The following is a 23,392-nucleotide window of genomic DNA, read 5'->3' on the forward strand; positions in this document are numbered from 1 at the left end:
TCTACGCGGCTCGCGCAGCCCGAACGGCTCGCGCGACACCTGCCCAGGTGGCGGAATTGGTAGACGCACTAGTTTCAGGTACTAGCGGGTAAAACCGTGGAGGTTCGAGTCCTCTCCTGGGCACCAATTGTAGATGAAGCCCGCCGCAAGGCGGGCTTTTTCGTTTCCGGCTTTCGAATCACGCACGCATCCGCTGATGCCTCCTCTCCCCTTTAGGTAGAGGGACGGGGTGAGGGCGGGGCTCGCGGGGATGGTTGGCGCGACCGCTCCTGGAAGACCGCTCGTAGCAAGTCCATCGCAAGAGTGTCCCCATCACCTGAACCTTTTCGCGGAGGGGAGAGGGCTCAAGCGGGCGGGCCCTTCAACTCCACCATGTTCCCCTGCGGGTCGTAGCAGTAGATCGACGGCCCCTCGCCCTGCGCCCCGTAGCGGGAGCCGATGTCGCCCACGCGCACGCCATGCGCCTTCAGGTACGCCACGATGGCCGCCTCGTCGTAGCCCTCCACGCTCAGGCACAGGTGGTCCATGTTGTGCCCCTCGCTACCCGGCCCGGCGCCGCCCAGGCGGCCGAGCTTGCCGTCGAGCGGTACCAGGTCGATCAGCGAACTGCCCGCGCGCAGCTGCACCAAGCCGATGGCGTCCTGGCGCCGCTCCTCGGTACAACCGAGCACGTCGCAATAGAACGCCTGCATGGCCGCCAGGTCGTAGACGCGCAGTACCACATGGTCGATCTGCTGGAGTCGGAAGGGAGGCATGGGGCTGTGCTGCCAGCTGGGAGAGTGCGATGTTACAGACACCGGCCGAACGCACACCCACGCGCGCGGGCCGTTAAGCCAGGCCGCACGCGCGCGGATGGCCGGCCTGTATAATCGACCCTTCGCACGCGCCGGGAGAAGCGGGGAACAACCCGCTGCCGAAGACGCAACGCCCGTAATCGCTCAGGCCCGATACCGCCGCGTGCAAAAACTCTGGAGAGAGCGGTTCGATCCGCCGCCGAAGGGGCACGAAGCGTTCGCTTCCAAACTCTCAGGCAAAAGGACAGAGGGGCGCCCCGCGTGCGGCATGCACGCGTTGCCTTCGGACGCCCGTCATGAGCCACAACTCCACCCCTTCGCTGCGCGACCTGGAAAACCACGACGCCTTCATCGCGCGCCACATCGGCCCCAACGATGCCGAGATCGCGCAGATGCTGCGCACGATCGGCTACGACTCGCTCGAGGCGATGACCGACGCCATCGTGCCGGGCAGCATCAAGTCGCCCGCGCCGCTGGATCTGCCTTCGGCGGTGACCGAAGTGGAGGCGCTCGCCAAGATCCGCGCGATCGCCGACAAGAACCAGGTCTTCCGGAGCTTCATCGGCCAGGGCTACTACGGCACCCACACGCCCAACGTCATCCTGCGCAACATTCTGGAGAACCCGGCCTGGTACACGGCCTACACGCCCTACCAGGCGGAGATCTCCCAGGGCCGCATGGAAGCGCTGATCAACTTCCAGACCATGTGCGCCGACCTCACCGGCATGGAGATCGCCAACGCCTCGCTGCTGGACGAAGGCACCGCGGCCGCCGAGGCGATGACGCTGGCCAAGCGCTCGGGCAAGTCGAAGTCGAACGTGTTCTTCGTCTCCGACCGCGTGCACCCGCAGACGCTGGAAGTGCTGCAGACCCGCGCCGAGGCGATGGGCATCGACCTGGTCGTGGGCTCCGATGCCGACGCCGCCGCCGTCGACAGCTACGGCATCCTGCTGCAGTACCCCGACACCTTCGGCCACATCGGCGACTACAAGGCGCTGGCCGACGCCGTGCACGCACGCGGCGGCATCGTCTGCGTGGCAACCGACCTGCTTGCGCTCACCCTGATCGCCGCGCCCGGTGACTGGGGCGCGGACATCGTGGTCGGCAACACCCAGCGCTTCGGCGTGCCGTACGGCTTCGGCGGCCCGCACGCCGCGTTCATGGCCTGCCGCGACGCCTACAAGCGCTCGATGCCGGGACGCCTGATCGGCGTGTCGATCGACGCCGAGGGCAAGAAGGCCTACCGCCTGACCCTGCAGACGCGCGAGCAGCACATCCGCCGCGAGAAGGCCACCTCCAACATCTGCACCGCGCAGGTGCTGCTGGCGGTGATGGCGAGCATGTACGCCGTCTACCACGGTCCCGAAGGCCTGACCCGCATCGCCCGCCGCGTGCACCGTCTGGCCGCGATCCTGGCCGCCGCGCTGGGCAACGCCGGCGTGGCGGTGGGCAAGGAATTCTTCGACACGCTGCACGTCACCGGCATCGACGCCAAGGCGGTGCTGGCCAAGGCCGAGGCCGCGCGGATCAACCTGCGCCATATCGACGAGACGAGCGTGGGCATCAGCCTGGACGAGACCACCACCCGCGCCGACGTCGTCGCGCTGGCCGGCCTGTTCGGCGCGCAGGCGGACATCGACGCGCTCGACGCGGCCATCTCCGACGCCCTGCCCGCGGCGGCCGTGCGCAAGAGCGCCTTCCTCACCCACCCGGTGTTCAACACCCACCACAGCGAGCACGAACTGCTCCGCTACATGCGCGCACTGGCGGACAAGGACCTGGCCATGGATCGCACGATGATCCCGCTGGGTTCGTGCACCATGAAGCTCAACGCCACTGCCGAAATGATCCCCGTGACCTGGCCGGAATTCGGCCAGATCCATCCGCTGGCGCCGGCCTCGCAGACCACCGGCTACCAGGAACTGATCGACGGCCTGGAAGCGATGCTGGTCGAGTGCACCGGCTACGACGCGGTCAGCCTGCAGCCCAACTCCGGCGCGCAGGGCGAATACGCCGGCCTGCTCGCGATCCGCGCCTACCACCGCTCGCGCGGCGAAGGTCATCGCGACATCTGCCTGATCCCCGAGTCGGCTCACGGCACCAATCCGGCTTCCGCGCAGATGTGCGGCATGCAGGTGGTGGTGACCAAGTGCGACGCCAACGGCAACGTCGACCTGGAAGACATGCGCCGCAACGCGGAGAAGTATTCCGACCGCCTCGCCGCGCTAATGATCACCTACCCGTCCACGCACGGCGTGTTCGAGGAGGACATCGTCGCCATCTGCGACATCGTGCATAAGCACGGCGGCCAGGTGTACACCGACGGCGCCAACATGAACGCGCTGGTCGGCGTGGCCAAGCCCGGCAAGTGGGGTTCGGACGTCTCGCACCTCAACCTGCACAAGACCTTCTGCATCCCGCACGGCGGCGGCGGCCCGGGTGTCGGTCCGTGCGCGGTCAAGTCGCACCTGGCCCCGTTCCTGCCGCGCAAGCTCGGCGAGGACACGCCGGTGGGCATGGTGTCGGCGGCGAGCTTCGGCTCGGCCTCGATCCTGCCGATCAGCTGGATGTACATCACCATGATGGGCAACGAAGGCCTGCGCCGCGCCACCCAGGTCGCGCTGCTCAACGCCAACTACATCGCCAGACGCCTGGCCCCGCACTTCGAGACGCTCTACACCGGCCGCAACGGCCTGGTGGCGCACGAGTGCATCCTCGACCTGCGCCCGCTCAAGGATGCCACCGGCATCAGCGCCGAGGACGTGGCCAAGCGCCTGATCGACTTCGGCTTCCACGCCCCGACGCTGAGCTTCCCGGTCGCCGGCACCCTGATGGTCGAGCCGACCGAGTCCGAGTCGATGCACGAGCTGGACCGCTTCATCGACGCGATGATCCAGATCCGCGACGAGATCCGCGCGGTCGAGGACGGCCGCCTGGACCGCGAGGACAACCCGCTCAAGCACGCCCCGCACACCGCCACCCAGGTCTCGGCGACCGAGTGGACCCACGCCTACCCGCGCGAACTGGCCGCCTTCCCGCTGCCGAGCCTGAAGTTCCAGAAGTACTGGTCGCCGGTGGCCCGCGTGGACAACATCTACGGCGACAAGAACGTGTTCTGCAGCTGCGTTCCGATCAACGATTTCAAGGAAGAGATCGAGGCGTTCAGCGAACCGAACGTGTCCTGAGGCAAAGGAAGGGCTCCGGAAGGAGCCCTTTTTTTGTCCGCCCGAAGCCGGCATTGCCGGGGGCGAGGCGGCTGCCACCCGGCACACATAGCTCACGGCCGGGACCCAGTAACAGGTTGCGGCCCGATGTACCGATCCGCATGTCCGCTGCACCCAGCGGCATGCTCCGGTAGGCGATACCCTGCCCTGCAAGCGGGCCAGGCTCGCGTCGGGCCCGGATCCGCGTCCATGCCCACACGGCCCGCCTCGGGCTCGACCAGGCGCTGCCAGGCAGCCATGACGCACAGCTCGAGCTCGTCGGGGCTTCACCTGACACCCTGCGCTCCTGCGAACACTGGCTGCCGGGTGGCCTCGGCACGCTAGCAGCATGGCTGCCGGGCACGCTGGTGGGGACCTCGCTATCCCGGCCGGCTCAACGGCGATTGCCTTCATGGCGCATGGCGCATGGCCCTCGCGCCCTCGCGCACTCGCGCACTCGCGCACTCGCGCACTCGCGCCGGCAGCTTCGCGGAGTGCGGTGTGCCGCGCTACAGCCAGCCACCAGCCCGGAGACCGGCCTGGCCGGCACTGGCCGATGTCGGCGCCAGCCCGGCGATCGACTTGCCGGACGCGGGCATGCACCCTCCGCTCCTGGCGGGCGCCTCGAAGGTCCGCCCGAGATGCGCCGACGGCACCGGGCGCACGCCTTCGTGTTGCTCCAGGTCGGCTTCTGAGCGTCCTCGCCCAAGCAGGACATGGCGTTCCGCGGTACTCACGAGTCCGCCACATCCGTCTTCGTAGCTTGCGCGCGCTTGCCTGCTCGCCCCCATTCCATCAAGGAAGCCCCCATGTACAGGAACAGTGGCTGGACCAACCCGGTGCTGGTCGCCGCCATCGCGCTTGCCCTGCATGCGCCGGCTGCGGAGGCCGCCGTGGGCACCCGACAATTGCCCGGCATGGGCCGGATCGTCAGCGGCGAAGTAAGCGCAGGCATCGTCGACGCCGGCACACAGACCATCACGATCGGCAACGCGGGCAGCAGCGGGAGCGCCATCGCGGTCATCGACTGGGGTTCCGGCACGGACATCAACCCGACACGGGCGGGCGGCTTCAACCTCGGTCCCCAGGCGCAGCTGACCTTCAACGACGGTACCGCCGGCTACGGTGCCGCGGTCCTCAACATCGACAGCAGCGGCAGCCCTTCGCAGATCTTCGGTCGGCTCACGGGCAACGGCACCAGCATCTTCGTAGCCAACCGCAACGGCATCGTCGTGGGCGCCGGGGCGCACATCAGCTCGACCGCGAACGTGGGCCTGATCGCAAATACGCTCGTGTCCGGCGGTGTCAGCTTCGACGGCAGCACCGCGTCGCTGGCTTATGACGGCCACGGCGGCGCCGTGAGCGTGGCGAAGGGGGCGACCGTCAGTGGCACCACCGTGCTGATCGCCGGCGGCAGCATCGTCAATGTGCACCTGAGCGCATTGACCGGCCCCAGCGGCAGCACCACCCTGAGCGCCGGCATGGCGTCGGCCAATGCGGGAGCCGGGACGTCAAGCGACGCGACCGCCTCGCTGACCACCCTGGGCAAACTGCCTTCCGGAAGCAGCCTCGCCGGCTTCAGCTCTGCGGGCTCGGCCCTCAACAAGGGCACGCTCGTGCTGGACGATTACAGCGTGTCCGGCCTGTTCACCAACCTGGGCACCCTGACGCTGCCGGCTTCCAACGGTGCCGTGGACAACCAGGGGACACTCGTCAGCAACGTGGCGGCGACCTTCAGCTCGCTGACCAACGAGGGCACTTACAGCGCCCCACGCATCACCGTCTCGCACGGGAACCTGATGAACAGCGGCACGATCAAGGGCGCCCAGCTGATCGACGTGGTGGACGGAAGCATCGACAACAGCGGCCACATCGTGGGCGTGGTCGGGTTGAGCACCTCGTCGGACCGCCGCTACCAGGGCGGTGCGGACTACTCGATCACCAACACCGGCACCATCACCAGCTACGGACAGCTGACCATCGACGCCAACCGCGCAAACCATTACGGCGGCGGCAGCAACAGCTCGACCGGCAGCCTGGTCAACACCGGCGTCCTGCAACTGGCCAAGGGGGCCAAGCTCCAGGTCAAGGGCTGGCAGGACGTCTATCTCGGCGGCAAGGTGCAGACCGGGTTCGGCGCGAACGCTGCCGACGTGTCGGCGACCAACCCCATCGGCGAACTGGTGAGCTCGGCCGGTGGTTACAACGCCACCAACGACACGCCCACGTTCTGGACCGACGGCATCCTCACGCTCGCCACGCCGCTGGCGGTCGATGGCGCGATCGTCCACGGGCGCCAGGTGAAGATCCTGAGCAACCTGCTCGGCGTCGGCAGCAACGGCGCGCAGGCGGGCAACATCACCATCGCCGCCGGCAGCGAAATGGCCGACGACTACGCAGTCACCATCGCCGATGGCGCGACCGTGTCCGCGCACATGATCAGCATCAAGGGTCCGACCTATACGATCGCGCCCACGGATGGCCGTGTCGTCGATCCGAACGTGCTGCTCGGTGGCACCCTGACCGCCGGCTGGATCTACCTGGGCGATGCGGGCCAACCGCTCAGCAGCGTCTATGCCGGGCCGCACGGCAACCTCGCCTTTACCGGCACCGATCCGCGCCTGACCGTCGCCTTCACCGGCACCGTGGGCGCACTGCCTTCGCCCGGCACCGACTTCCGCTACGCCTATCTGCCGGTGCACTCCAGGCGCGCACCGTTGAGGATCTGGCTCAAGCCGGTCACCTACAACAAGGCAGCCGGCTCGGTAAACCTTCTGGTGGATGGCAGCGTGACCCTGGTGCCGCCGTCGTACCTCAATTCGCCCGGCATCTTCGGCGACGGTTCGGCCCCGGCCCCGGCGACGATCCCCAACACACGCCTGGTGATCCAGGCCTCCGGCAACATCGCTACCGGCAGCGGCAGCAAGTTCTACTGGCCGGGCTACGTCTACCTGGGGAACGTGGCGACCGGCGCCGACGGCTCGCCCGCACCCGCCACGCTCGGCAGCGGCAGCATCAGCCTCGGCGGCAAGTTCAGCAACGTTCTGCCCGGGAGCACCGCCAGCGACGCCGGGATCGAGTTCATCACCGCCAACCCGCTCCAGCTCAACGGGTACACCGTGAATACCAACGCCAACAGCGCCATCGGTTTCGGTACCCAGGCGCTGACCGCGCAGTACGCAAGCGGCGCTTTGGGTGCGGGAAGCTTCTATGGCGGCACGCAGAATGGCGACACGGTGATCTACGCCCCGCTCGATCCGTCGATGTTCCAGACCGACACACCGCCGGCCGCGCAATAGTCAGGTCCCGAGGCAGGGCCGCGCACCCTGCCTGCGTCACCCCGGGGCCGCGACCGCGGCCCTGGGCAGGCAGCGGCGCTCGAACTCCGCGGCGGGCATGGGCCTGGCCAGCAGATAGCCCTGCACCTGGTCGCAACCCAGCGCGCGCAGCGCGGTGGCCTGCGCCTGCGTTTCGACGCCTTCGGCGACCACTTCCATGCCCAGGGTGTGCGCCAGTTCAATGATCGCGGCAATGATCGCGCGCGGTTCGTGTCCGCCCTGGTCCAGGGCCTGCACGAAGAACTGGTCGATCTTGAGCTGGCGCACCTGGAACTTCTGCAGGTAGGCGAGGCTGGAATAGCCGGTGCCGAAGTCGTCGATGGCGAATTCGAAGCCGTGGGCGCGAAAGTCCTTGAGGATCGCGGTGGTGCGCTCGGCGTCGCGCATGGCCATGCTCTCGGTCACCTCGAACATGATCTGCGAGGTCTGGAGCCCGGCCGCGCCGACGATGCCCGCGGCGGTCTGCACCAGCCCCGGCTGCTGGATCTGCATGGGCGAGAGATTGATCGCGATGCGCACCGGTGCGAGGCCGCGGTCGTGCCAGTCGCGCAGTTGACGGCAGGCCTCGCGGATCACCCATTCGCCGAGCCGGGCGATCTGGCCGCTGCGCTCGGCCACGCCGATGAATTCCAGCGGCGATACCGCACCGAGCTCCGGATGGCGCCAGCGCAGCAACGCCTCGGCGCCGACCAGCGCGCCGGTGTCGCCGCGGTGCTTGGGCTGGAAGTGCAGCGACAGGCTGCCGTCCTCCACCGCGGTCTGCAGGCCGCGCTGGATCGCCAGCATGCGCATCGCGCGGTCGTGCATCGACGGGTCGTAGCAACGGTAGCCGTTGCGGCCGCCCTCCTTGGCCTCGTACATCGCCGCATCGGCATGGGCCACCAGTTCCTCCGCGCTCTGGCCATCGCGCGGGTAATAGGCAACCCCGATGCTCGGCGTGACCCGCAGCGCGGTGCCGCGTACGTCAAAACTGTCCTGCATCAGCCCGATGAGGCGCTGGGCGATACGCAGCGCCGAGTCCGGGCTGCGCATGTGTTCGAGCACCGCCACGAACTCGTCGCCGCCCATGCGCGCCAGGCTGTTCATGTGCAGCACTGCGGCCAGCCGCTCGGCCACCGCGCGCAGCAGGTCGTCGCCGAAGCCGTGCCCGAGCGTGTCGTTGATGGTCTTGAAGCCGTCCAGGTCGATGTACAGCACGGCCAGGTGGCCGTGTCCGGCCCGGGTGCGCGCCAGCGCCCGCTCCATCCGCTCGGCGAGCAGGTGGCGATTGGGCAGCCCGGTCAACGGGTCGTGCGTGGCCAGGTGGTGCAGGCGGCTGTTGAGGTGATCGAGCGAGCCGGAGAGCCGTTGCGCGCGCACGTAGAGCCTCGCCACGATCTCCGACAGCGCCAGCGCCGAACCCATGGCCAGTATGGCCACCATGCTCACCACCCCGCCAAGCCACACCGCAGCCGGTGACGCCGCCAGCGCCGACACCGGCCGGTCGCCGTAGGACAACCGCGTGGTGAAATCCAGCAACGCCACGATCAGCAGGCCCATCAGCACCGACAGGAACGCCCGGCGGGCATACTTCGCGCGCATCGGTCGCGGGCGGAATGCGTGCATCAGGCGCAAGCCGGCGGCGACGCCGAACGTGCAGAGCAAGACCCAATAGAGCCACACCCGCGGGTGGTAGCTGGTTCCGCCGGCGATATGCAGCGCGCCTTCGCTGAACATGTGGATGAAGGCCACGCCGACGCCCAGCGCCAGCGATCCACCCAACCAGCGCAACCGTCCCAGCACCTGACAGTCGGCGACCCACAGCAGGCCCAGCCCGACGGCGAGCGCAGCCAGCCCGGAGGCGGTGCTCAACACCGGATCGAACGTGCCTACCGCCTGCGGCAGGCGTGCCAGCATGCCGACGAAATGCACCGACCACAGGCCGAGGCCGAGCATCCAGGCGCCGACCCCGTACCAGATCACGCGATGGGCGGCCGCGCGCGAGGCGGCGATACGTCCGGTGGCATCGACCGCCTGGTACGCGATCAGGCTGCCGATGAGCAGCGAGAGCAGCTCAAGACTGAGGCGATAACTACCGACCATGGCGTCCCCGAAGCCGACAAGCCGGCAATTCTCCGTGATATAGCGGCGCCTGCGCCTGCTTCTTGAGCCGCGTGGCGTTCGCGCGGCATAGCAGGTCCCGCCCGGTCAGTCGCACGCGTCCTCGACCAACTCCTTGACCCGCGCCACCAGCTGGTCGATGACGAACGGCTTGGTCAGCACCCGCATGCCCGGCTCGAGCTGACCGCCACCGATCACCGCGGTTTCGGCGAAGCCGGTGATGAACAACACCTTCTGTGCCGGCTGTCGTTCGCGTGCTGCATCGGCGAGCTGGCGTCCGTTGAGACCGCCGGGCAAACCCACGTCGGTGATCAGCAGGTCCGGGGACATGCCGGCGCGCAGCATGTCCAGCGCCTCCGCACCATCGCAGGCCTCCAGCACGGTGAAGTCGTGGTCGCCCAGCACGTCCGCCACCAGCATGCGCACGGTCGGTTCGTCGTCGACGACCAGCACCGTCTTGCCCCGCGGCAAGCCCGCCACGCCAGCCGGTGCGCGATTTTCATCGACGGGGAATTCGCCCAGGTGCCGTGGCAGCAGCAGGCTCACCTGCGTTCCCTCGCCCGGCCGCGAGTGGATGTGCACGCGACCGCCCGATTGCTTGGCGAAGCCATAGATCATCGACAAGCCCAGGCCGGTTCCCCGCCCCAGCGGCTTGGTCGTGAAGAACGGTTCGAACGCGCGTGCCACGACGTCTTCGGGCATGCCGATGCCGGTGTCGCTCACGCTCAATTCCAGGTAATCGCCAGGAGCCAGGTCGAGCGCACGCGCCGATGCCGCATCGAGCCGGTGGTTGGCCGTCCCGATGCGCAGCTGGCCGCCCTGCGGCATGGCATCGCGCGCGTTGATGCAGAGGTTGAGCAGTGCATTCTCGAGCTGGTGCGCATCGGCCAGCGTGATCCACAACCCCTCGGCGCGGTCGACTTCCAGCGCCACGGCCGGGCCGATGGTGCGCCGGACCAGCTCCTCCATGCCGGCGATCAGCCGGTTGGCATCGACCGGCCGCGGATCCAGCGTCTGCCGCCGCGAGAAGGCCAGCAACCGATGGGTCAATGCGGCCGCCCGACGGGCGGCGTCCTGCGCGGCGCCAAGGTAACGCGGCAACTGTTCGGTGCGTTGCTGATCGATGCGCACCTGCATCATGTCCAGGCTTCCGCTGATGCCGGCAAGCAGGTTGTTGAAGTCGTGCGCGAGCCCGCCGGTGAGCTGGCCGACCGCCTCCATCTTCTGCGCCTGCAACAGTTGTTCCTGCGTCTGGCGCAGCGCCTCGGCCTGCTCGCGTTCGGCACTGACGTCGCGCCCGGAGGCGTACACCAGGCCGTCTTCGACCGACGTGCTCCAGGAGATCCAGCGCGGCGTGCCGTCGTGGTGCCGGTAGCGGTTCTGGAATGCGGTCAGGCGCTGGCTGGCGGTGACCGCTTCGAGCGTGGAGGTCTGGTCCTCGGGCCAGACCCATTGCAGGAAGTGCTGCCCCAGCAATGCCTCCGGCGCGTAGCCCAGGATCGCCGTCCAGGCCGGGTTGACGCGAAGGAACAGGCCGGATGCGTCGACCACGGCCAGCAGGTCGCGCGAGTTCTTCCAGATGCGGTCGCGCTCCGCGGTGCGCTCCTCCACCTTGCGCTCGAGCAACGCGGCGAGCTCGCGAACCTCCCGTTCGGCGCGACGGCGCTCGATGACCGCGCGGGTCCGCTCGCCCACCTCGCGGATCAAGGCCAGCTCGTCGTCGGTCCACTCGCGCGCCGTGGCGTGGTTCAGATACAGCAGCGCGACGAACCTGCCGTCTTCGGTGATCGGCATGTTGACCACCGACTGCGCGCTGATCGCCTTGAGTGCCCCGGCGCGCAGGGCGGTACGCGGATCCTTCTCGGCGTCGGCGAACACCACCGTTTCGCCGCGGCGCAGGTTCTCTATGTAGTGGCCGTAGTCGCGGAAGCGCAGCACGCCGGCCAGGCTGCGGATGCCCGGCGCATTCCAGTCACGCTCGATGGTGATGGTCTCTTCGGCCAGGTCGATCGTGCCGTAGCCGGCACGGCTGACACCCAGCGTCCGGCCGAGGATTTCGCCGGCCGCGAAGGAAAGCTCGGCGGGGGACTGCACGTCGCGCAGGCGATCGGCCAACTGGATCAGCAACTCCTGGCGCCGCGCGTGGGACTCGAGCGCCTGCTGCGCCAGGTGGGCCTCGGTGACATCGTGGCCCTCGACGAAAATCCCCGTGACTTCACCGGTTTCGTCGACGGTCGGCGCGTAGACGAAATCGAGATAGCGCTCTACGACCGGCTGGCCCGGGGCGGGTGAAAGGCGAATGGGCACGTGCGAGGCCACGTAGCGCTCGCCGCTGCGATAGACGCCATCGAGCAGTTCGAAGAAGCCCTGCCCTTCCAGCTCGTCGAAGGCCTCGCGGGCCGTGCAGCCGATCAGCTCGCGCTGGCCCACCAGCCGGCGATAGGCGTGGTTGGCGAACTCGAACTCATGCTGTGGTCCGCGCAGGATCGCGATGAAACCTGGCGCCTGCTCGAACAGCTTGCGCTGCCGTTCGCGGGCGGCGGCCTGCTGGCGCTCCAGCAGGACTTTGCGGGTGGTTTCCATCGCCGAGACCAGCAACCCGGCCACGCGGTCCTGCTCGTCACGCAAGGGCGTGAAGGAGAAGCTGAACCAGCGCACCTCATCGGTGGCGCCGCCGGCCAGCGCAAACGGCATGTCTTCGACCCACTGCGGGCGGCCGGCGAATACCTCGGCCACCATCGGCTCGAGCACGTCCCAGACCTCGGCCCACAATTGCGCCCCTGGCTGGCCCACACCCGCGGGATGCTTGCTGCCGAGGATCGGCAGGTAGGCATCGTTGTAGATGGTGGTCAACTGCGGACCCCATGCCACCAGCATCGGCTGGCGCGCCTCGAGCGTAATCCCGACCGCGGTTTTCAGGCTCTGTGGCCAGCTTGCCGACGGACCCAGCGGCGTGGCCGACCAGTCATGCTTCCAGACCAGCGCCCGCAAGCTCCCATCGCGTACTTCCTCCGGATGGGCCGCTTCATCGGCGGCACCCGGGGGCGCTGTCATCGGCTCGCTTTGCATGGGGTGGGCATGTCCGAAAAAGGCCCAGCTTACCGCCTGCACAGCGCGTGCGGATGCCCTGCACGCAAGCTGTCGTCTGCCCGCCTGCTGACCGGAGACCGGTCAGTGCCCGCGTGCGTCGCTGTGGGGCGCGGGCCGACCGATCGGGTTGGCGAACATGGGCGGGACACCGCCAGGCATGGCCGGCGCCTTGGCCAGAGCCGGCGCGGGCCGTGCGAAGCCGGGGTGGTCACCGCCGCTGGCCGGCGGCCGGGCGGCAGGCTGGGACTCGTCGATAGGCATGGCGGCGGGTTCCATGTTTCGGTCCGGCCACCATGCCGGGACAGCAGTGGAGCGGGCGTGTGCGTGATGGCAAGAAATCGACGTTGTCCCGCCGGCCGGCTTTGCGCGCCGGCTCCGTACGGGCACCCGCCGGCAAGGCAGCCGACCGGTGTCGGCTCAGGCGCGGCCGCCGCGGGTCGGTGCGCCCGGCGGCGGATCGAGGCCCCCGTCACCCTTGCCGCCGACGCCGTGGCCCTTGGTCGAGCCCACGCCGCTTTCCCGATGCTTGCGCTCTTCGATCTGCTGCTGCAGATCCAGGCCGGTGCCTCCGGTCTGGTAGGTGGGGCCGTTCTCAGGCACAGGCAGGATGGCTTCCGGGTCGACCGGCTCGCCCAACGCCTTCTGTCCGTGCGGGTCGCCGAAGCCGTGGTGCGGACGCATCTGGCCGTTGCCGCTTTCGCCGCCGGTGCCGCCTGCCGGCTCCACCGCTTCGCGGGTTTCGCCCTCGACCTGTACTTGGTTCTGCTCGGCCCGCTTGCCGATGGCGTCCTGCAGGTTCGCGTTGGTTCGACCGCGCGGGTCGTCGATGCTGCCCATGGGGTTCTCCCGTTCCGGTTGCTGGGTTGAATCGTGCCCGAGCGAAGGTCAGCGGGGCGTGCAGCGACAATGGCCGCAGCGTTAGCCGATTCGTGCACATGCCTCGGGGCAAGCTCGCGCGATGCCATGCACAGGCCACCGACCATGCAGACCGAAGCGTTCCGGCTCGCGCCCCACGACTGGGTCCCCAACCATCCGCGCCTGCCCGTATTGCTCTACCACCAGGCGCTCGACGAGCTCGGGGACGACGCCGCATCGACCTTCGAGGCGCGCTTCGAGGACAACGGATGGCCGCCGCAGTGGCGCGCGGGCATCTACGATTTCCACCACTATCACTCGACCGCGCACGAAGTGCTTGGCGTGGCCAAGGGCACGGCACGGCTGGTGCTGGGCGGGCCGGGCGGGCGCGAAGTCGAGGTGGGCGCGGGCGACGTGGTGCTGCTGCCCGCGGGCACGGGCCACCGCAGCGTCGAATCCAGCGAGGGCTTCCTGGTCGTCGGCGCCTACCCGCCCGGCCAGAAATGGGACATCTGCCGCGAGGCGCCCACGCAGGGGATGCTCGAGCGCATCGCGCACCTGCCCTTCCCGGCCTGCGATCCGGTGAGCGGGGAACAGGGCCCGATGCTCGCCTGCTGGAGCCAGGCCTAACGCCTGGACCGGTGCAGGCGATCGAGGATGCCCGGCAGCGGCGCGGCGATCTCGCGCGCCAGGAAACCGAGCGACCCGACCGAGGCTTCCAGCGCGCGCCCCGCCTCGGCATGCACGAACACGCCCCACAACGCGGCCTGCACGGGGTCGCCGCAGCGCGCGGCCAATCCGGCGATCACGCCGGCCAGGACGTCGCCCGAACCGGACGTCCCCAGCCCGTGGCAACCGCCCGCATGGATCCACAGCCGGCCGTCCGGGGCCGCGATGAAGGTGGTAGCGCCCTTGAGCACCAGCACGCTGCGCGTGCGCCTCGCGAAGGTGCGCGCCAGGGCCTGCGGTTCCTGCTGGACCTGCGCTTTCTCCTGTCCGGACAACTTGGCCATCTCGCCGGCGTGCGGGGTCAGCACGCAAGGCTTGCCGGGCGGCGCGCGCAGGTCCGGCGACAGCGCGCCGGCGTCGATCACCAGCGTGCCCGCCGCCTGGCGCAACACCCGCTGCACCAGCGTGGCGGTCGCCCGCGTGGGACTCATGCCGGAGCCGACCAGTGCGGCGTCGCAGCCGTCGAGCGCCTGGTCCAGGGCGGCGCTTCCACGCACGATCTCGCCCTGCGCGTCGACCGGCAGGCCCAGCACCAGCGCCTCGGGCATCGCCACCGCGAGCGGCAGCGCCACGTCGTCGGCGGTGGCCATCTGCAGCTTGCCGGCGCCGACACGCATCGCTCCGGTGCCCGCCAGCAGGGCGGCGCCGGGAACGCGACGGGACCCGCCGATGACCAGCACCCTTCCGCGTTGTTCCTTGCCACCATCCGGCTCCGGCAACGGCATGCTGCGCAGGAGCCTCGCGGTGAGGCGCTGCGGCTTCGCCTCCGCCGGGCTCATCGCGCGCCCTTGGGCCGGTCCGACTCGATCGTCACCGGCGAGCCGGCTTCCACCAGCGGCGCCACGAAGTTGGTGCGCTGGAGCAGCAGGCCGCAGCCGTCGGGCGCCTCCATGTACTCGGTGATACCGCAGTTGGGCACGTCGCCGTTGCGGTCGATCGCCAGGATGGTGGTCTCGTCCATCCGCTCCAGCAGGTAGCGGAAGCAGTTCACGATGACCTGGTGGGCGACGATCATCACGCGTTCGCCCGCGTGGTTGCGCTGCAGGTCGCCCAGCATGCTGCGCAGGCGCAGGACCACGTCGCACCAGCTCTCGCCGCCCGGCGGGCGGAAGTAGAACTTGCCGACCAGCTGGCGTTGCTCGGCCAGCTCCGGGAATTTGGCGCGGATGCCGGCGCGCGTGTAGCGGTCGAGCACGCCGAACTCCTTCTCGCGCAGCCGCTCGTCCACCACCACGTCCTCACCCACCTGTCCCAGCGCGTCGGCGACCGCGACCGCGGTCTCTCTGGCGCGCTTGTAGGGCGAAGCCATGAACGTGGTGGGCCGGTCATCCTCCGGCAGGGCTCGCACCCAGGCGCCCAGCGCCTGCGACTGCTCCAGGCCCAGCGGCGACAGCGGCACGTCGGCGTCGCGATGCTTGAGGTCGATAAGCGGCGCGCCCGAGGCTTCCGCGTGATCGCGCGCGACGTTTCCCGCGCTCTCGCCGTGCCGGATGATCCACAACCGCTGTGGCCAGCCCACGTTGCCCTGTATGACCGCTGCTCCCACGCCGCTCTCCCGCTCTGCAACAGGGCGAGCTTTGGCACGCCGCGCGTGAATGGCCGGTCGACCGGCGGCAGGCAGGCGACACCCCCGCCCCGGCCGCCGCGCGCCTGAGCTTTTTCCTAGCGCCAGTTAGACGATGGCCTCACGGCCGCTCGGCCAACATCGCTTCACGAGCGGCGGCTTCGTCGACCGCCCGCACCGCATGCCTGCCCACCCGCGCCTGACCGTCGAACGAGACCCAAGCCATGCGAAATCCCCTGCAACTGCGCTGCAACCAGTTGGAGCGCTCGATGCGCGCCCTGCACGACGAATGCGACCGCCTGATGCGCGAGAACGCCATGCTGCGCGAGCGGATGCAAGGCGCCGGGCAGTCGGTGCAGCGGCTGGACGACGAGCTGGCGCGCATCGCCGCCGGGCCGGACGCGGAGCAGGAGCGGTTCGTGATCCGCGCTTCGTCGATGCGGATGTACTAGGAAATCCGTTTGGAGCGAGCCTTGGCCGCGCTCCGGCTATGTGTCGCTGTAAAGGCCGATTGTCCGAAAGCACCCTAGGTCGCCCCAACGCGCCCGTCAGGGGGCCTTACCGGCTTTTCGTTGGTCTGGCTCACTGCCGAGGCGCTTTGCGGCGTCCAACATCCCCTTGCTGATGGCATCGAATACGGCCCCCGGGTAACCGTCAGGCAGGCGCCTACTCACATCATCCAGCACAACAGGCGTGCGCTCGACCAGGTCGGCAATCATCGCCGGCACCTCGGGTAGGCCCAGGGCGGTTCCCATCTCGACCCAGTGCCAGCGGTGAATGCCGTAGAGATCGTAGTGGCGATTTTTCCCCGATACGGCCATGGCGAGACTCGCCTCGCGCGGATCCAAGCGATTGGCCCCACGGCCCATGATGGGGTAAGCGGAAAGAATGTCGTAAAGGGGTGCAAGACGGTAGTTTCCGCCAGGCAGTAGTGTCAGGCTGAAATTTTTTGCATGGCCGTCGGTGGCGCCCATCAGCCAGAACAGCAACTGGCTTCGGAAGAAGGCCATCCGATCCTTCTCGGCATCCTCGGAACCACGCAAGACATCCATGATCTGCCGAATGCCTGGACCTCCATCGGCTTCATACTTCTTGCTCGGCATCACGCCCAACGCCTGGCAGAAGTCTTCCTGTGGGCTGCGTATCCACCAGGAGCGGTCGCCCGAGAGGGTGCGGTCGAAGCGCTCGACGACCAGGGCCTTCTGGTCTTCAAAGCGACCGATCTGCGTGTTGGCCACGGAAAGCCCGAAGGCGCGCGCGATTTCCATCGACAGCCATTCGATTTCGACCGAGTCGCGCATATCCGCCTGCATGTTGCCTACCAGGCCAAGCGGCAACTTGAATATGTGCGTGCTGGGGGTCGACCGCTGGGGGATGCACCACTGTCCCTCATGCCGAAGAAGAGCCGTCTTCTCCTGGGCTCCTGCGATGGACAGGCGGAATGCCTCGCGCTCCCGCCGGCCCAGTGGCCGGGCCAGCGTGGTGTCCCGCAGTACTTGTGCTACGCCCGCCTCGGTGAGTGGATCGGCATGGATGGCATGCACGTCGTCCGGCGCCTTCCCTGCCGGCATCAATTGCACCGCACCGACACAATCGCGTCCTATGGTCGCGAGCAGATCGAACGCGGAGGTGCTTGCGGCACTGTATCGATCGCGCAATCGGCGGAGAATGCGGTCGTTGTCGGGCAGAAGATTATCGAAGTAGGCAGCGACCGCTGGCGGAGGGAATCTGGCGGTTGTCGCAACGAAAGGCAGTGACAGGGACAACGGCCTGCCTTCGGGTGCCGCCATCCATGCGTCGTCATAGGTCAGTTGGTCGGCCCCGCTCCGGGTGCGGGACCAGCGGCCGACGTACAAGCCGTTCATCCAGATGTCGATCGCGCGAGTGCGGCTGTCCACGGATTACCAGGCCGCTTTGGCTGGCGTCATGGGTTTGGCCGTTTTCGGCGTACCCGTCGACTTCTCTTGCAGCCCGAGTTCCAGCCCCAGCAGCAGGCAAAGTCGATGGACACGGTCGAAGGAGGCTCGGCCCGCATTGGTCTCCAGTTTGGACACGGCCTGTGTGCTTATGCCGAGCTGCCTGGCAACATCCGCCTGAGTCATGCCGCGCTGCACGCGAGCGGCACGAAGCTTGGGGCCGAGCTGGTTAGGGAGCCGGATGACATCCATGGGATCAACCTGCAGGTTGAAAGCGTCAAAATCAACTTACAGGTTGATAAGGCCAAAATCAACCCCAGGGTTGAGTTACGCTTCTTGGTCAGCGTCTCAGGCCACAGCTTCCACGGCGATACTGGGGGCAGCAGCCATGCCCAAGCAGCCCGCAAGAAGACAAGGGGCCGGCGCGGCCAGGGCGACCTGCTGCGCGTGAGCCCGGACAGTTTTACCGTCGATTACCGTGGCGCGTGAACTAAGCCCCGCAGTGCGGGGCCTTAGGGTTGTTTGATACGGATGCTAGGCGAACGGATCATCCAGCACGATGGTGTCGTCGCGGTCGGCACCGGTGGCGACGATGGCCAGGCGGCAGCCGGACAGCTCTTCGACCGCACGCAGGTAGGCGCGGGCGGCGGCAGGCAGCTTGTTCCAGTCGCGGATGCCGGCGGTGGATTCCTCCCAGCCGGGGAATTCCAGGTAGACCGGCTTGCACTCGGCCCAGCCGTCGGCGTCCAGCGGCGCCAGCTCACGGCGCTTGCCCCGGTATTCGTAGGCGACGCAGACCTTGATCGACGGCAGGCCGTCGAGCACGTCCAGCTTGGTGATCGCCAGGCCGTTGATGCCGTTGATCTGCACCGCGCGCTTGAGCGCCACCAGATCGATCCAGCCGCAGCGGCGCGGCCGGCCGGTGCTGGCGCCGAACTCGTTGCCGACCTTGCGCAGCCGCTCGCCCATTTCGTCGTTGAGCTCGGTCGGGAACGGGCCACCGCCCACGCGCGTGGCGTACGCCTTGCAGATGCCCAGCACGTAGTCGATGTCGCCCGCGCCCACGCCGGTTCCGGCCAATGCGCCGCCGACGGTGGTGTTGGACGAGGTGACGTACGGGTAGGTGCCGTGGTCGATGTCCAGCAGCGCGCCCTGCGCACCTTCGTACAGGATGTTGCCGCCCTCGGCGCGCACGTCGTGCAGGATGGTGGCGACGTCGTCGACCATCGGGCGGATGTACTCGCCCCAGGCCAGCGCGTCGTCGAGCACCTTCTGGTAATCGACCGGCTCGGCCTTCAGCCACTGGGTCAGGATGAAGTTGTGGTACTCGACCGCCGCCTTGATCTGCGCCGGGAGCTCGTGCGGGTACATCAGGTCGGCCACGCGGATCGAACGGCGGGCGACCTTGTCCTCATAGGCGGGGCCGATGCCGCGGCCGGTGGTGCCGATCGCGCCCTTGCCGGCGGCGGCCTCGCGCGCCTTATCCACGGCGATGTGGTACGGCATGATCAGCGGCGTCGCCGGGCTGATCTTGACGCGCGAACGCACGTCCACGCCCTGGGCCTCCAGCTCGGCGATCTCGTGGATCAGCGCCTCGGGCGAGAGCACCACGCCGTTGCCGATCAGGCACAGCGCGTCGTCGCGCAGGATGCCCGAGGGAATCAGGTGCAACACGGTCTTCTTGCCCTTGATCACCAGCGTGTGGCCGGCATTGTGGCCGCCCTGGAAGCGCGCCACGGCACTGACCCGCTCGGTCAGCAGGTCGACGATCTTGCCCTTGCCTTCGTCGCCCCACTGGGCTCCAAGGATGACGACTGACTTGCCCATGAAAATTCTCGCTCGTTGGATGCTCCCGCAGGAGCCGTGAGTGTGGGAAACAGGAAAAGCTTCAGCGCACCAGTTGCAGGACGGCAAGCCCCGCGACCACCGCCACCGCGCCGAACACGCGCAGCGTGCGCGGCGAAAGCTCCAGCGCCTGGCGCACCATCGACTGCCAGTGGCGCGGGGCGGCGAACAGCATCAGGCCTTCGAGCACCAGCACCAGGCACAGTGCCACGGACAGTTCGTGCGGCATCGATTTTCAGCGCTTGGCGCTGTCCTGGAAATAACGCAGCAGTTCGGAGTCCGGCTTGAGCACCAGTGTGCCGTGGCCATCGGCGAAACCGGTCTTGTACGCCGACAGGCTTCGATAGAACGCGAAGAACTCCGGGTCCTGGCCATAGGCGCCCGCGTAGATCGCCGCCGCCTGTGCGTCGCCCTGGCCGCGCACGGCAGCCGCGTCGCGCTCGGCGTCGGCGCGCAGCACCTGGCCCTGGCGGTCGGCGTCGGCGCGGATCTTCTCCGCCTGTTCCTGGCCGGTGTAGCGCAGTTCGTTGGCCAGTTGCAGGCGCTCGGCGCGCATGCGCTTGTAGACCGATTCGCTGACCTCTTCAGGCAGGTCGATGCGCTTGATCCGCACGTCGACCACGGCGATGCCCAGATGCTTGCGGGCGGCCGCATCGGTCTGCTTGCGCACGCGCTCGGTGATGTCCTTGCGGCCGCCGGCGATCAGTTCCTGCAGGCTGCGCGAGTTGAATTCGAAGCGCAGCGCGTCCTTCACGACCGGGCTCAGCCGCTGCGCCGCCTGGTTGGCGTCACCGCTGGTGGCGCGGTAGTAGGCGGCGTTGTCGGCGATGCGCCACTTCACGTAGAAGTCGACGTTGACGCTCTTCTTTTCCGAGGTGAAGTAGCGCTCGGGCGGGGCGTCCAGGCCCTGGATGCGGCTGTCGAAACGCATCACCTGCTGGATCAGCGGCGCCTTGAAGTGCAGGCCGGGCTGGTAATCGGTCTGCACGATGCGGCCGAACTGGAGCAGCAGCGCGCTCTGCCCCTCGCGCACCACGAAAGCGCTGTTGAGGCCCAGCAGCACCAGCAGCACGGCGATCACGGTCCAGACGATCTTCATGGCTGGTTCCCCTTGTCGCTGGCGTCATCGGTGGTGACGGTCGCCGCCGTGGCCGGGCTCGCCGGGGCGGACGGCGGCAGGTTGATGATGGTGCGGCCGTTGGAGCCGTCGACGACCTTGCGGTTGCCGGCCATCACCTGCTCCATCGTTTCCAGCCACAGGCGCTTGCGGGTGACTTCGGGCGCGGCCTTGTATTCCTTCAGCAGCAGGCTGAAGCGCTCGGCGTCGCCCTGCGCTCGGGCGATGCGCTCGGCCTTGTAGCCGGCCGCCTCGGCGGCGATGCGCGAGGCGTCGCCACGCGCCACCGGCACCACCTTGTTGGCGTAGGCCAGCGCGTTGTTCTCGATGCTCTGTTTGTCTTCGCGCGCCTTGTTGACGTCGTCGAAGGCGTCCTTGACCTCGGCCGGCGGCGCGACGTTCTGGAAGCTCACGGCGGTCACCTGCAGGCCGCAGTGGTAGCTGTCCAGGGTCTTCTGAAGCGCCTGGCTGGCCTCGCCGACCAGCGCGGCCCCCTCGCCGGACAGGATGGTGTCCATGTCGCTGCGGCCGATCACCGAGCGCACGGCCGCCTCGGAGGCGGCGGCGATGGTGTCCTCGACGTCATCCACCGCGAACAGGTAGGCGCGGGCATCGTTCACCTGGTACTGCACGGTGAAGTCGATGGTGATGATGTTCTCGTCGCGGGTGAGCATGCGCACACTGTCCTGCAGCGAGCGCACGCGGGTGGTTTCGACCTTGGTGACGGTTTCCACCGGCTGCGGCAGCTTGAAATGGAAGCCCGGGGGCAGCGTGCGGCTGTACTGGCCGAAGCGCAGCACGACGCCGGCCTGGCGGGCGTCGACGATGGTGTAGCTGCTCAGCAGCAGCCAGGCCAGGACCAGCGCCAGCACGATGGTGATGATGCCGCCTGGGCCGCCATGCCTGCCCAGCCGGGCGCGCAGGCGCCGGAAGGCGTCGTCCAGGCCATTGTTGCCACCGCCGCTGGGACGCTTGCTGTTCCAGGGATCGCGCTGGCCGTTGCCGGGTTCGTTCCAGGCCATGTCAGTCTCCTTGGGACAAGCGGCAGGCCGGCGGGACGGGCCGGAAGATGCATTGCGGAATCAGGGTCATGGAACGCGGCGTCGAGGTCGGGGATGGGTAAACCGCGGCGCGCCGCGATCGATCTCGGTGCGGGCGGGCAAACGCCGCACAAACGCCGGTTAGTCTAGCAGAGGTGAAATGGGGCGTGGCCTGGGTGGTTGCCCCGCGGCACGAAATCATCCTCATTCCGGTCGCCCCTGAAGCCGGGAGCGAAGTTGCGGAGCGAGCGACTTGAAGCCCACGCCTTCAGGCGGAGAGGCGGGAGCGCGGATGGATTGTCCGCCGACCCTGTCGCCTAGAGCGGATCCGGCGACCCGAGCACCCCGCGCAACAGCGCCGCGTCCTGCGGATGGCCACCACCGAGCGGCGCGATCACGCTGCGCGGTGCGTCGATCTGCAGGCGCCAGCCGTGCTCGTCCACCGTCTCTTCGGCGATGGCGCCCGCGGCGCGCAGGCGCGCGTGCAGGCGGCCTGCGGACAGCGGCAGCTGCAGTTCGGTCTGCACGCGCTCGCCGCCGAGCAGCTCGCCCAGCGCCTGGCGCAACAGGTCCAGCCCCGCGCCGGTGCGGGCCGATAGCCAGACCTGGGTCGGCCGTCCCTCGCCATCGCGCACGATGCGGGGTTCGGTGCCCGCGCGCGGCTCGTCCTCGCCTTCGCCCAGCATGTCGATCTTGTTCATGACGTGCAGTTGCGGCACGTCGCCGGCACCGATCTCCTCGAGCACGCCGTCGACCACGCGGTGCAGGCGCACGCGTTCCTCGTCGGCAGCGTCGCTGACGTGCAGCAGAAGGTCGGCGTCACGCGCCTCGGCCAGCGTGGCGCGGAAGGCCGCGACCAGGTCGTGCGGCAGTTCGCGGATGAAACCCACCGTATCGGCGAGCACCGCCGGGCCGCACGAAAGGTCCTCGATCTTACGCACCGTTGGATCGAGCGTGGCGAACAGCAGGTTGGCGGCAAATACCTCGCCCTCGGTCAGCGCATTGAACAGCGTCGACTTGCCGGCATTGGTGTAGCCGACCAGCGCCACCCGCGGCACCGTGTTGCGCATGCGCGCGCGCCGCTGCTGGGTCCGCTGCACCTGAACCTTCTCCAGGCGCCTGGTGAGCATCTTCACGCGCTCGCCGAGCAGGCGGCGGTCGGTTTCCAGCTGCGTTTCGCCGGGTCCGCGCAGACCGATGGCGCCGCCGCGCTGGCGCTCCAGGTGGGTCCAGCCGCGGACCAGGCGGGTGGCCAGGTGCTTGAGCTGCGCCAGCTCCACTTCCAGCTTGCCTTCGTGCGAGCGCGCACGCTGGGCGAAGATGTCCAGGATCAGCCCGGCGCGGTCGACCACGCGCACGGCCAGCAGCTTTTCCAGGTTGCGTTCCTGCACCGGCGTGAGCAGGTGGTCGACCAGCACCACGTCGGCTTCGGTCGCGCGCACCGCTTCGGCGACCTCATCGGCCTTGCCGGTACCGATGTAATAGCGGGGATTGGGATCTTCGACGCGCGCGGCAACGCTGGCGAGCACGTCGGCGCCGGCCGACCGCACAAGCTCGGCGAATTCCTCGGCGCGGCGGGCGGCGTCGCCCTCGCCGCGGGCGTGCGGCAGGACCAGCACGGCGCGCTCGCCCTTCTTCTGTCTATCGAACACTGGGTTGGCGTGGCCTGTGGGAACGGATTCGCGCCATCGACGGGACGGCGCGGGGCCGGCATTGTATGCCCATCAGCACGCGGCCGTCGGCAAGGCGCCACGGCCCATGGCCGCCGGCGGGCCAGGTAGCCTGCCAGCGGCGCGTGGAA

Annotated in this window: 17 protein-coding genes, 1 tRNA gene and 1 riboswitch; of the genes, 5 read left to right on the forward strand and 13 right to left on the reverse strand. The window is 68.5% G+C overall.

Annotated features, from left to right (window positions below):
* The first annotated feature begins 41 nt into the window (after positions 1 to 41).
* Positions 42 to 126: transfer RNA gene (locus ACFWZU_RS09310), tRNA-Leu, on the forward strand.
* A gap of 218 nt (positions 127 to 344) precedes the next feature.
* Here the strand turns inward: ACFWZU_RS09310 and ACFWZU_RS09315 are convergent.
* Positions 345 to 755, reverse strand: coding sequence for a VOC family protein (locus tag ACFWZU_RS09315; RefSeq protein WP_439701229.1), 411 nt, complete (start codon positions 753 to 755; stop codon positions 345 to 347).
* A gap of 203 nt (positions 756 to 958) precedes the next feature.
* Positions 959 to 1,052, forward strand: a riboswitch (glycine riboswitch).
* A gap of 38 nt (positions 1,053 to 1,090) precedes the next feature.
* On the opposite strand from ACFWZU_RS09315, the gene gcvP reads away from it, so the two are divergent.
* Entirely contained in the window at positions 1,091 to 3,979 is a 2,889-nt protein-coding gene (gcvP, locus tag ACFWZU_RS09320; protein ID WP_439701230.1) for an aminomethyl-transferring glycine dehydrogenase, read from the forward strand.
* Between the two features lie 827 nt (positions 3,980 to 4,806).
* On the forward strand, positions 4,807 to 7,296 hold the full coding sequence (locus ACFWZU_RS09325) for a beta strand repeat-containing protein (protein WP_439701231.1): 2,490 nt from the start codon (positions 4,807 to 4,809) through the stop codon (positions 7,294 to 7,296).
* A 36-nt stretch (positions 7,297 to 7,332) separates the two neighbouring features.
* Here the strand turns inward: ACFWZU_RS09325 and ACFWZU_RS09330 are convergent, their stop codons facing one another.
* The 3 genes from ACFWZU_RS09330 to ACFWZU_RS09340 form a co-directional block, all read right to left on the reverse strand.
* The gene (locus ACFWZU_RS09330) at positions 7,333 to 9,417 is read right to left on the reverse strand and encodes a putative bifunctional diguanylate cyclase/phosphodiesterase (protein ID WP_439701232.1); all 2,085 of its coding nucleotides are present in this window, start codon (positions 9,415 to 9,417) and stop codon (positions 7,333 to 7,335) included.
* 105 nt (positions 9,418 to 9,522) lie between these two features.
* Positions 9,523 to 12,489 carry a PAS domain-containing protein gene (locus ACFWZU_RS09335; RefSeq protein WP_439701233.1) on the reverse strand — a complete coding sequence of 989 codons (2,967 nt, stop codon included), beginning with the start codon at positions 12,487 to 12,489 and terminating at the stop codon, positions 9,523 to 9,525.
* A 453-nt stretch (positions 12,490 to 12,942) separates the two neighbouring features.
* A complete protein-coding gene (locus ACFWZU_RS09340; protein WP_439701234.1) occupies positions 12,943 to 13,362 on the reverse strand; it encodes a hypothetical protein in 420 nt (139 codons plus the stop codon).
* A gap of 144 nt (positions 13,363 to 13,506) precedes the next feature.
* Here ACFWZU_RS09340 and ACFWZU_RS09345 point away from each other — a divergent pair, with 144 nt between their 5' ends.
* Complete coding sequence (locus tag ACFWZU_RS09345) at positions 13,507 to 14,010, forward strand: cupin domain-containing protein (protein ID WP_439701235.1); 504 nt, start codon at positions 13,507 to 13,509, stop codon at positions 14,008 to 14,010.
* On the opposite strand, the gene ACFWZU_RS09350 is transcribed toward ACFWZU_RS09345, so the two are convergent.
* Together ACFWZU_RS09350 and ACFWZU_RS09355 are read right to left on the reverse strand one after the other, a co-directional pair.
* On the reverse strand, positions 14,007 to 14,888 hold the full coding sequence (locus ACFWZU_RS09350; protein ID WP_439701236.1) for an NAD(P)H-hydrate dehydratase: 882 nt from the start codon (positions 14,886 to 14,888) through the stop codon (positions 14,007 to 14,009). The genes ACFWZU_RS09345 and ACFWZU_RS09350 overlap by 4 nt on opposite strands.
* Positions 14,885 to 15,655, reverse strand: a complete 771-nt coding sequence (locus ACFWZU_RS09355) for a histidine phosphatase family protein (RefSeq protein ID WP_439701237.1) — start codon at positions 15,653 to 15,655, stop codon at positions 14,885 to 14,887. Before ACFWZU_RS09355 ends, ACFWZU_RS09350 begins: the two co-directional genes overlap by 4 nt.
* 242 nt (positions 15,656 to 15,897) lie before the next feature.
* Here ACFWZU_RS09355 and ACFWZU_RS09360 point away from each other — a divergent pair, with 242 nt between their 5' ends.
* Positions 15,898 to 16,125: a hypothetical protein gene (locus ACFWZU_RS09360; protein ID WP_439701238.1), complete on the forward strand. Its 228-nt coding sequence runs from the start codon at positions 15,898 to 15,900 to the stop codon at positions 16,123 to 16,125.
* Positions 16,126 to 16,221: 96 nt separating this feature from the next.
* Here ACFWZU_RS09360 and ACFWZU_RS09365 read toward each other — a convergent pair whose 3' ends face one another.
* The 7 genes from ACFWZU_RS09365 to hflX form a co-directional block, all read right to left on the reverse strand.
* Positions 16,222 to 17,571 (reverse strand): type II toxin-antitoxin system HipA family toxin, encoded by a 1,350-nt coding sequence (locus ACFWZU_RS09365; RefSeq protein ID WP_439701239.1) that lies wholly within the window; start codon positions 17,569 to 17,571, stop codon positions 16,222 to 16,224.
* A 3-nt stretch (positions 17,572 to 17,574) separates the two neighbouring features.
* Positions 17,575 to 17,841 (reverse strand): helix-turn-helix domain-containing protein, encoded by a 267-nt coding sequence (locus ACFWZU_RS09370; protein WP_439701240.1) that lies wholly within the window; start codon positions 17,839 to 17,841, stop codon positions 17,575 to 17,577.
* Positions 17,842 to 18,123: 282 nt separating this feature from the next.
* On the reverse strand, positions 18,124 to 19,416 hold the full coding sequence (locus ACFWZU_RS09375; RefSeq protein ID WP_439701241.1) for an adenylosuccinate synthase: 1,293 nt from the start codon (positions 19,414 to 19,416) through the stop codon (positions 18,124 to 18,126).
* 61 nt (positions 19,417 to 19,477) lie between these two features.
* Complete coding sequence (locus tag ACFWZU_RS09380; protein WP_439701242.1) at positions 19,478 to 19,663, reverse strand: DUF2065 domain-containing protein; 186 nt, start codon at positions 19,661 to 19,663, stop codon at positions 19,478 to 19,480.
* Between the two features lie 6 nt (positions 19,664 to 19,669).
* The gene (gene hflC / locus ACFWZU_RS09385) at positions 19,670 to 20,533 is read right to left on the reverse strand and encodes a protease modulator HflC (protein ID WP_439701243.1); all 864 of its coding nucleotides are present in this window, start codon (positions 20,531 to 20,533) and stop codon (positions 19,670 to 19,672) included.
* Entirely contained in the window at positions 20,530 to 21,573 is a 1,044-nt protein-coding gene (hflK, locus tag ACFWZU_RS09390) for an FtsH protease activity modulator HflK (protein ID WP_439701244.1), read from the reverse strand. Before hflK ends, hflC begins: the two co-directional genes overlap by 4 nt.
* A 335-nt stretch (positions 21,574 to 21,908) precedes the next feature.
* On the reverse strand, positions 21,909 to 23,243 hold the full coding sequence (gene hflX / locus ACFWZU_RS09395) for a ribosome rescue GTPase HflX (protein ID WP_439701245.1): 1,335 nt from the start codon (positions 23,241 to 23,243) through the stop codon (positions 21,909 to 21,911).
* Between the last annotated feature and the right edge of the window lie 149 nt (positions 23,244 to 23,392).

This window comes from Frateuria sp. GZRR33, from assembly GCF_051900425.1.
Classification (GTDB): Bacteria; Pseudomonadota; Gammaproteobacteria; order Xanthomonadales; family Rhodanobacteraceae; genus Frateuria_A.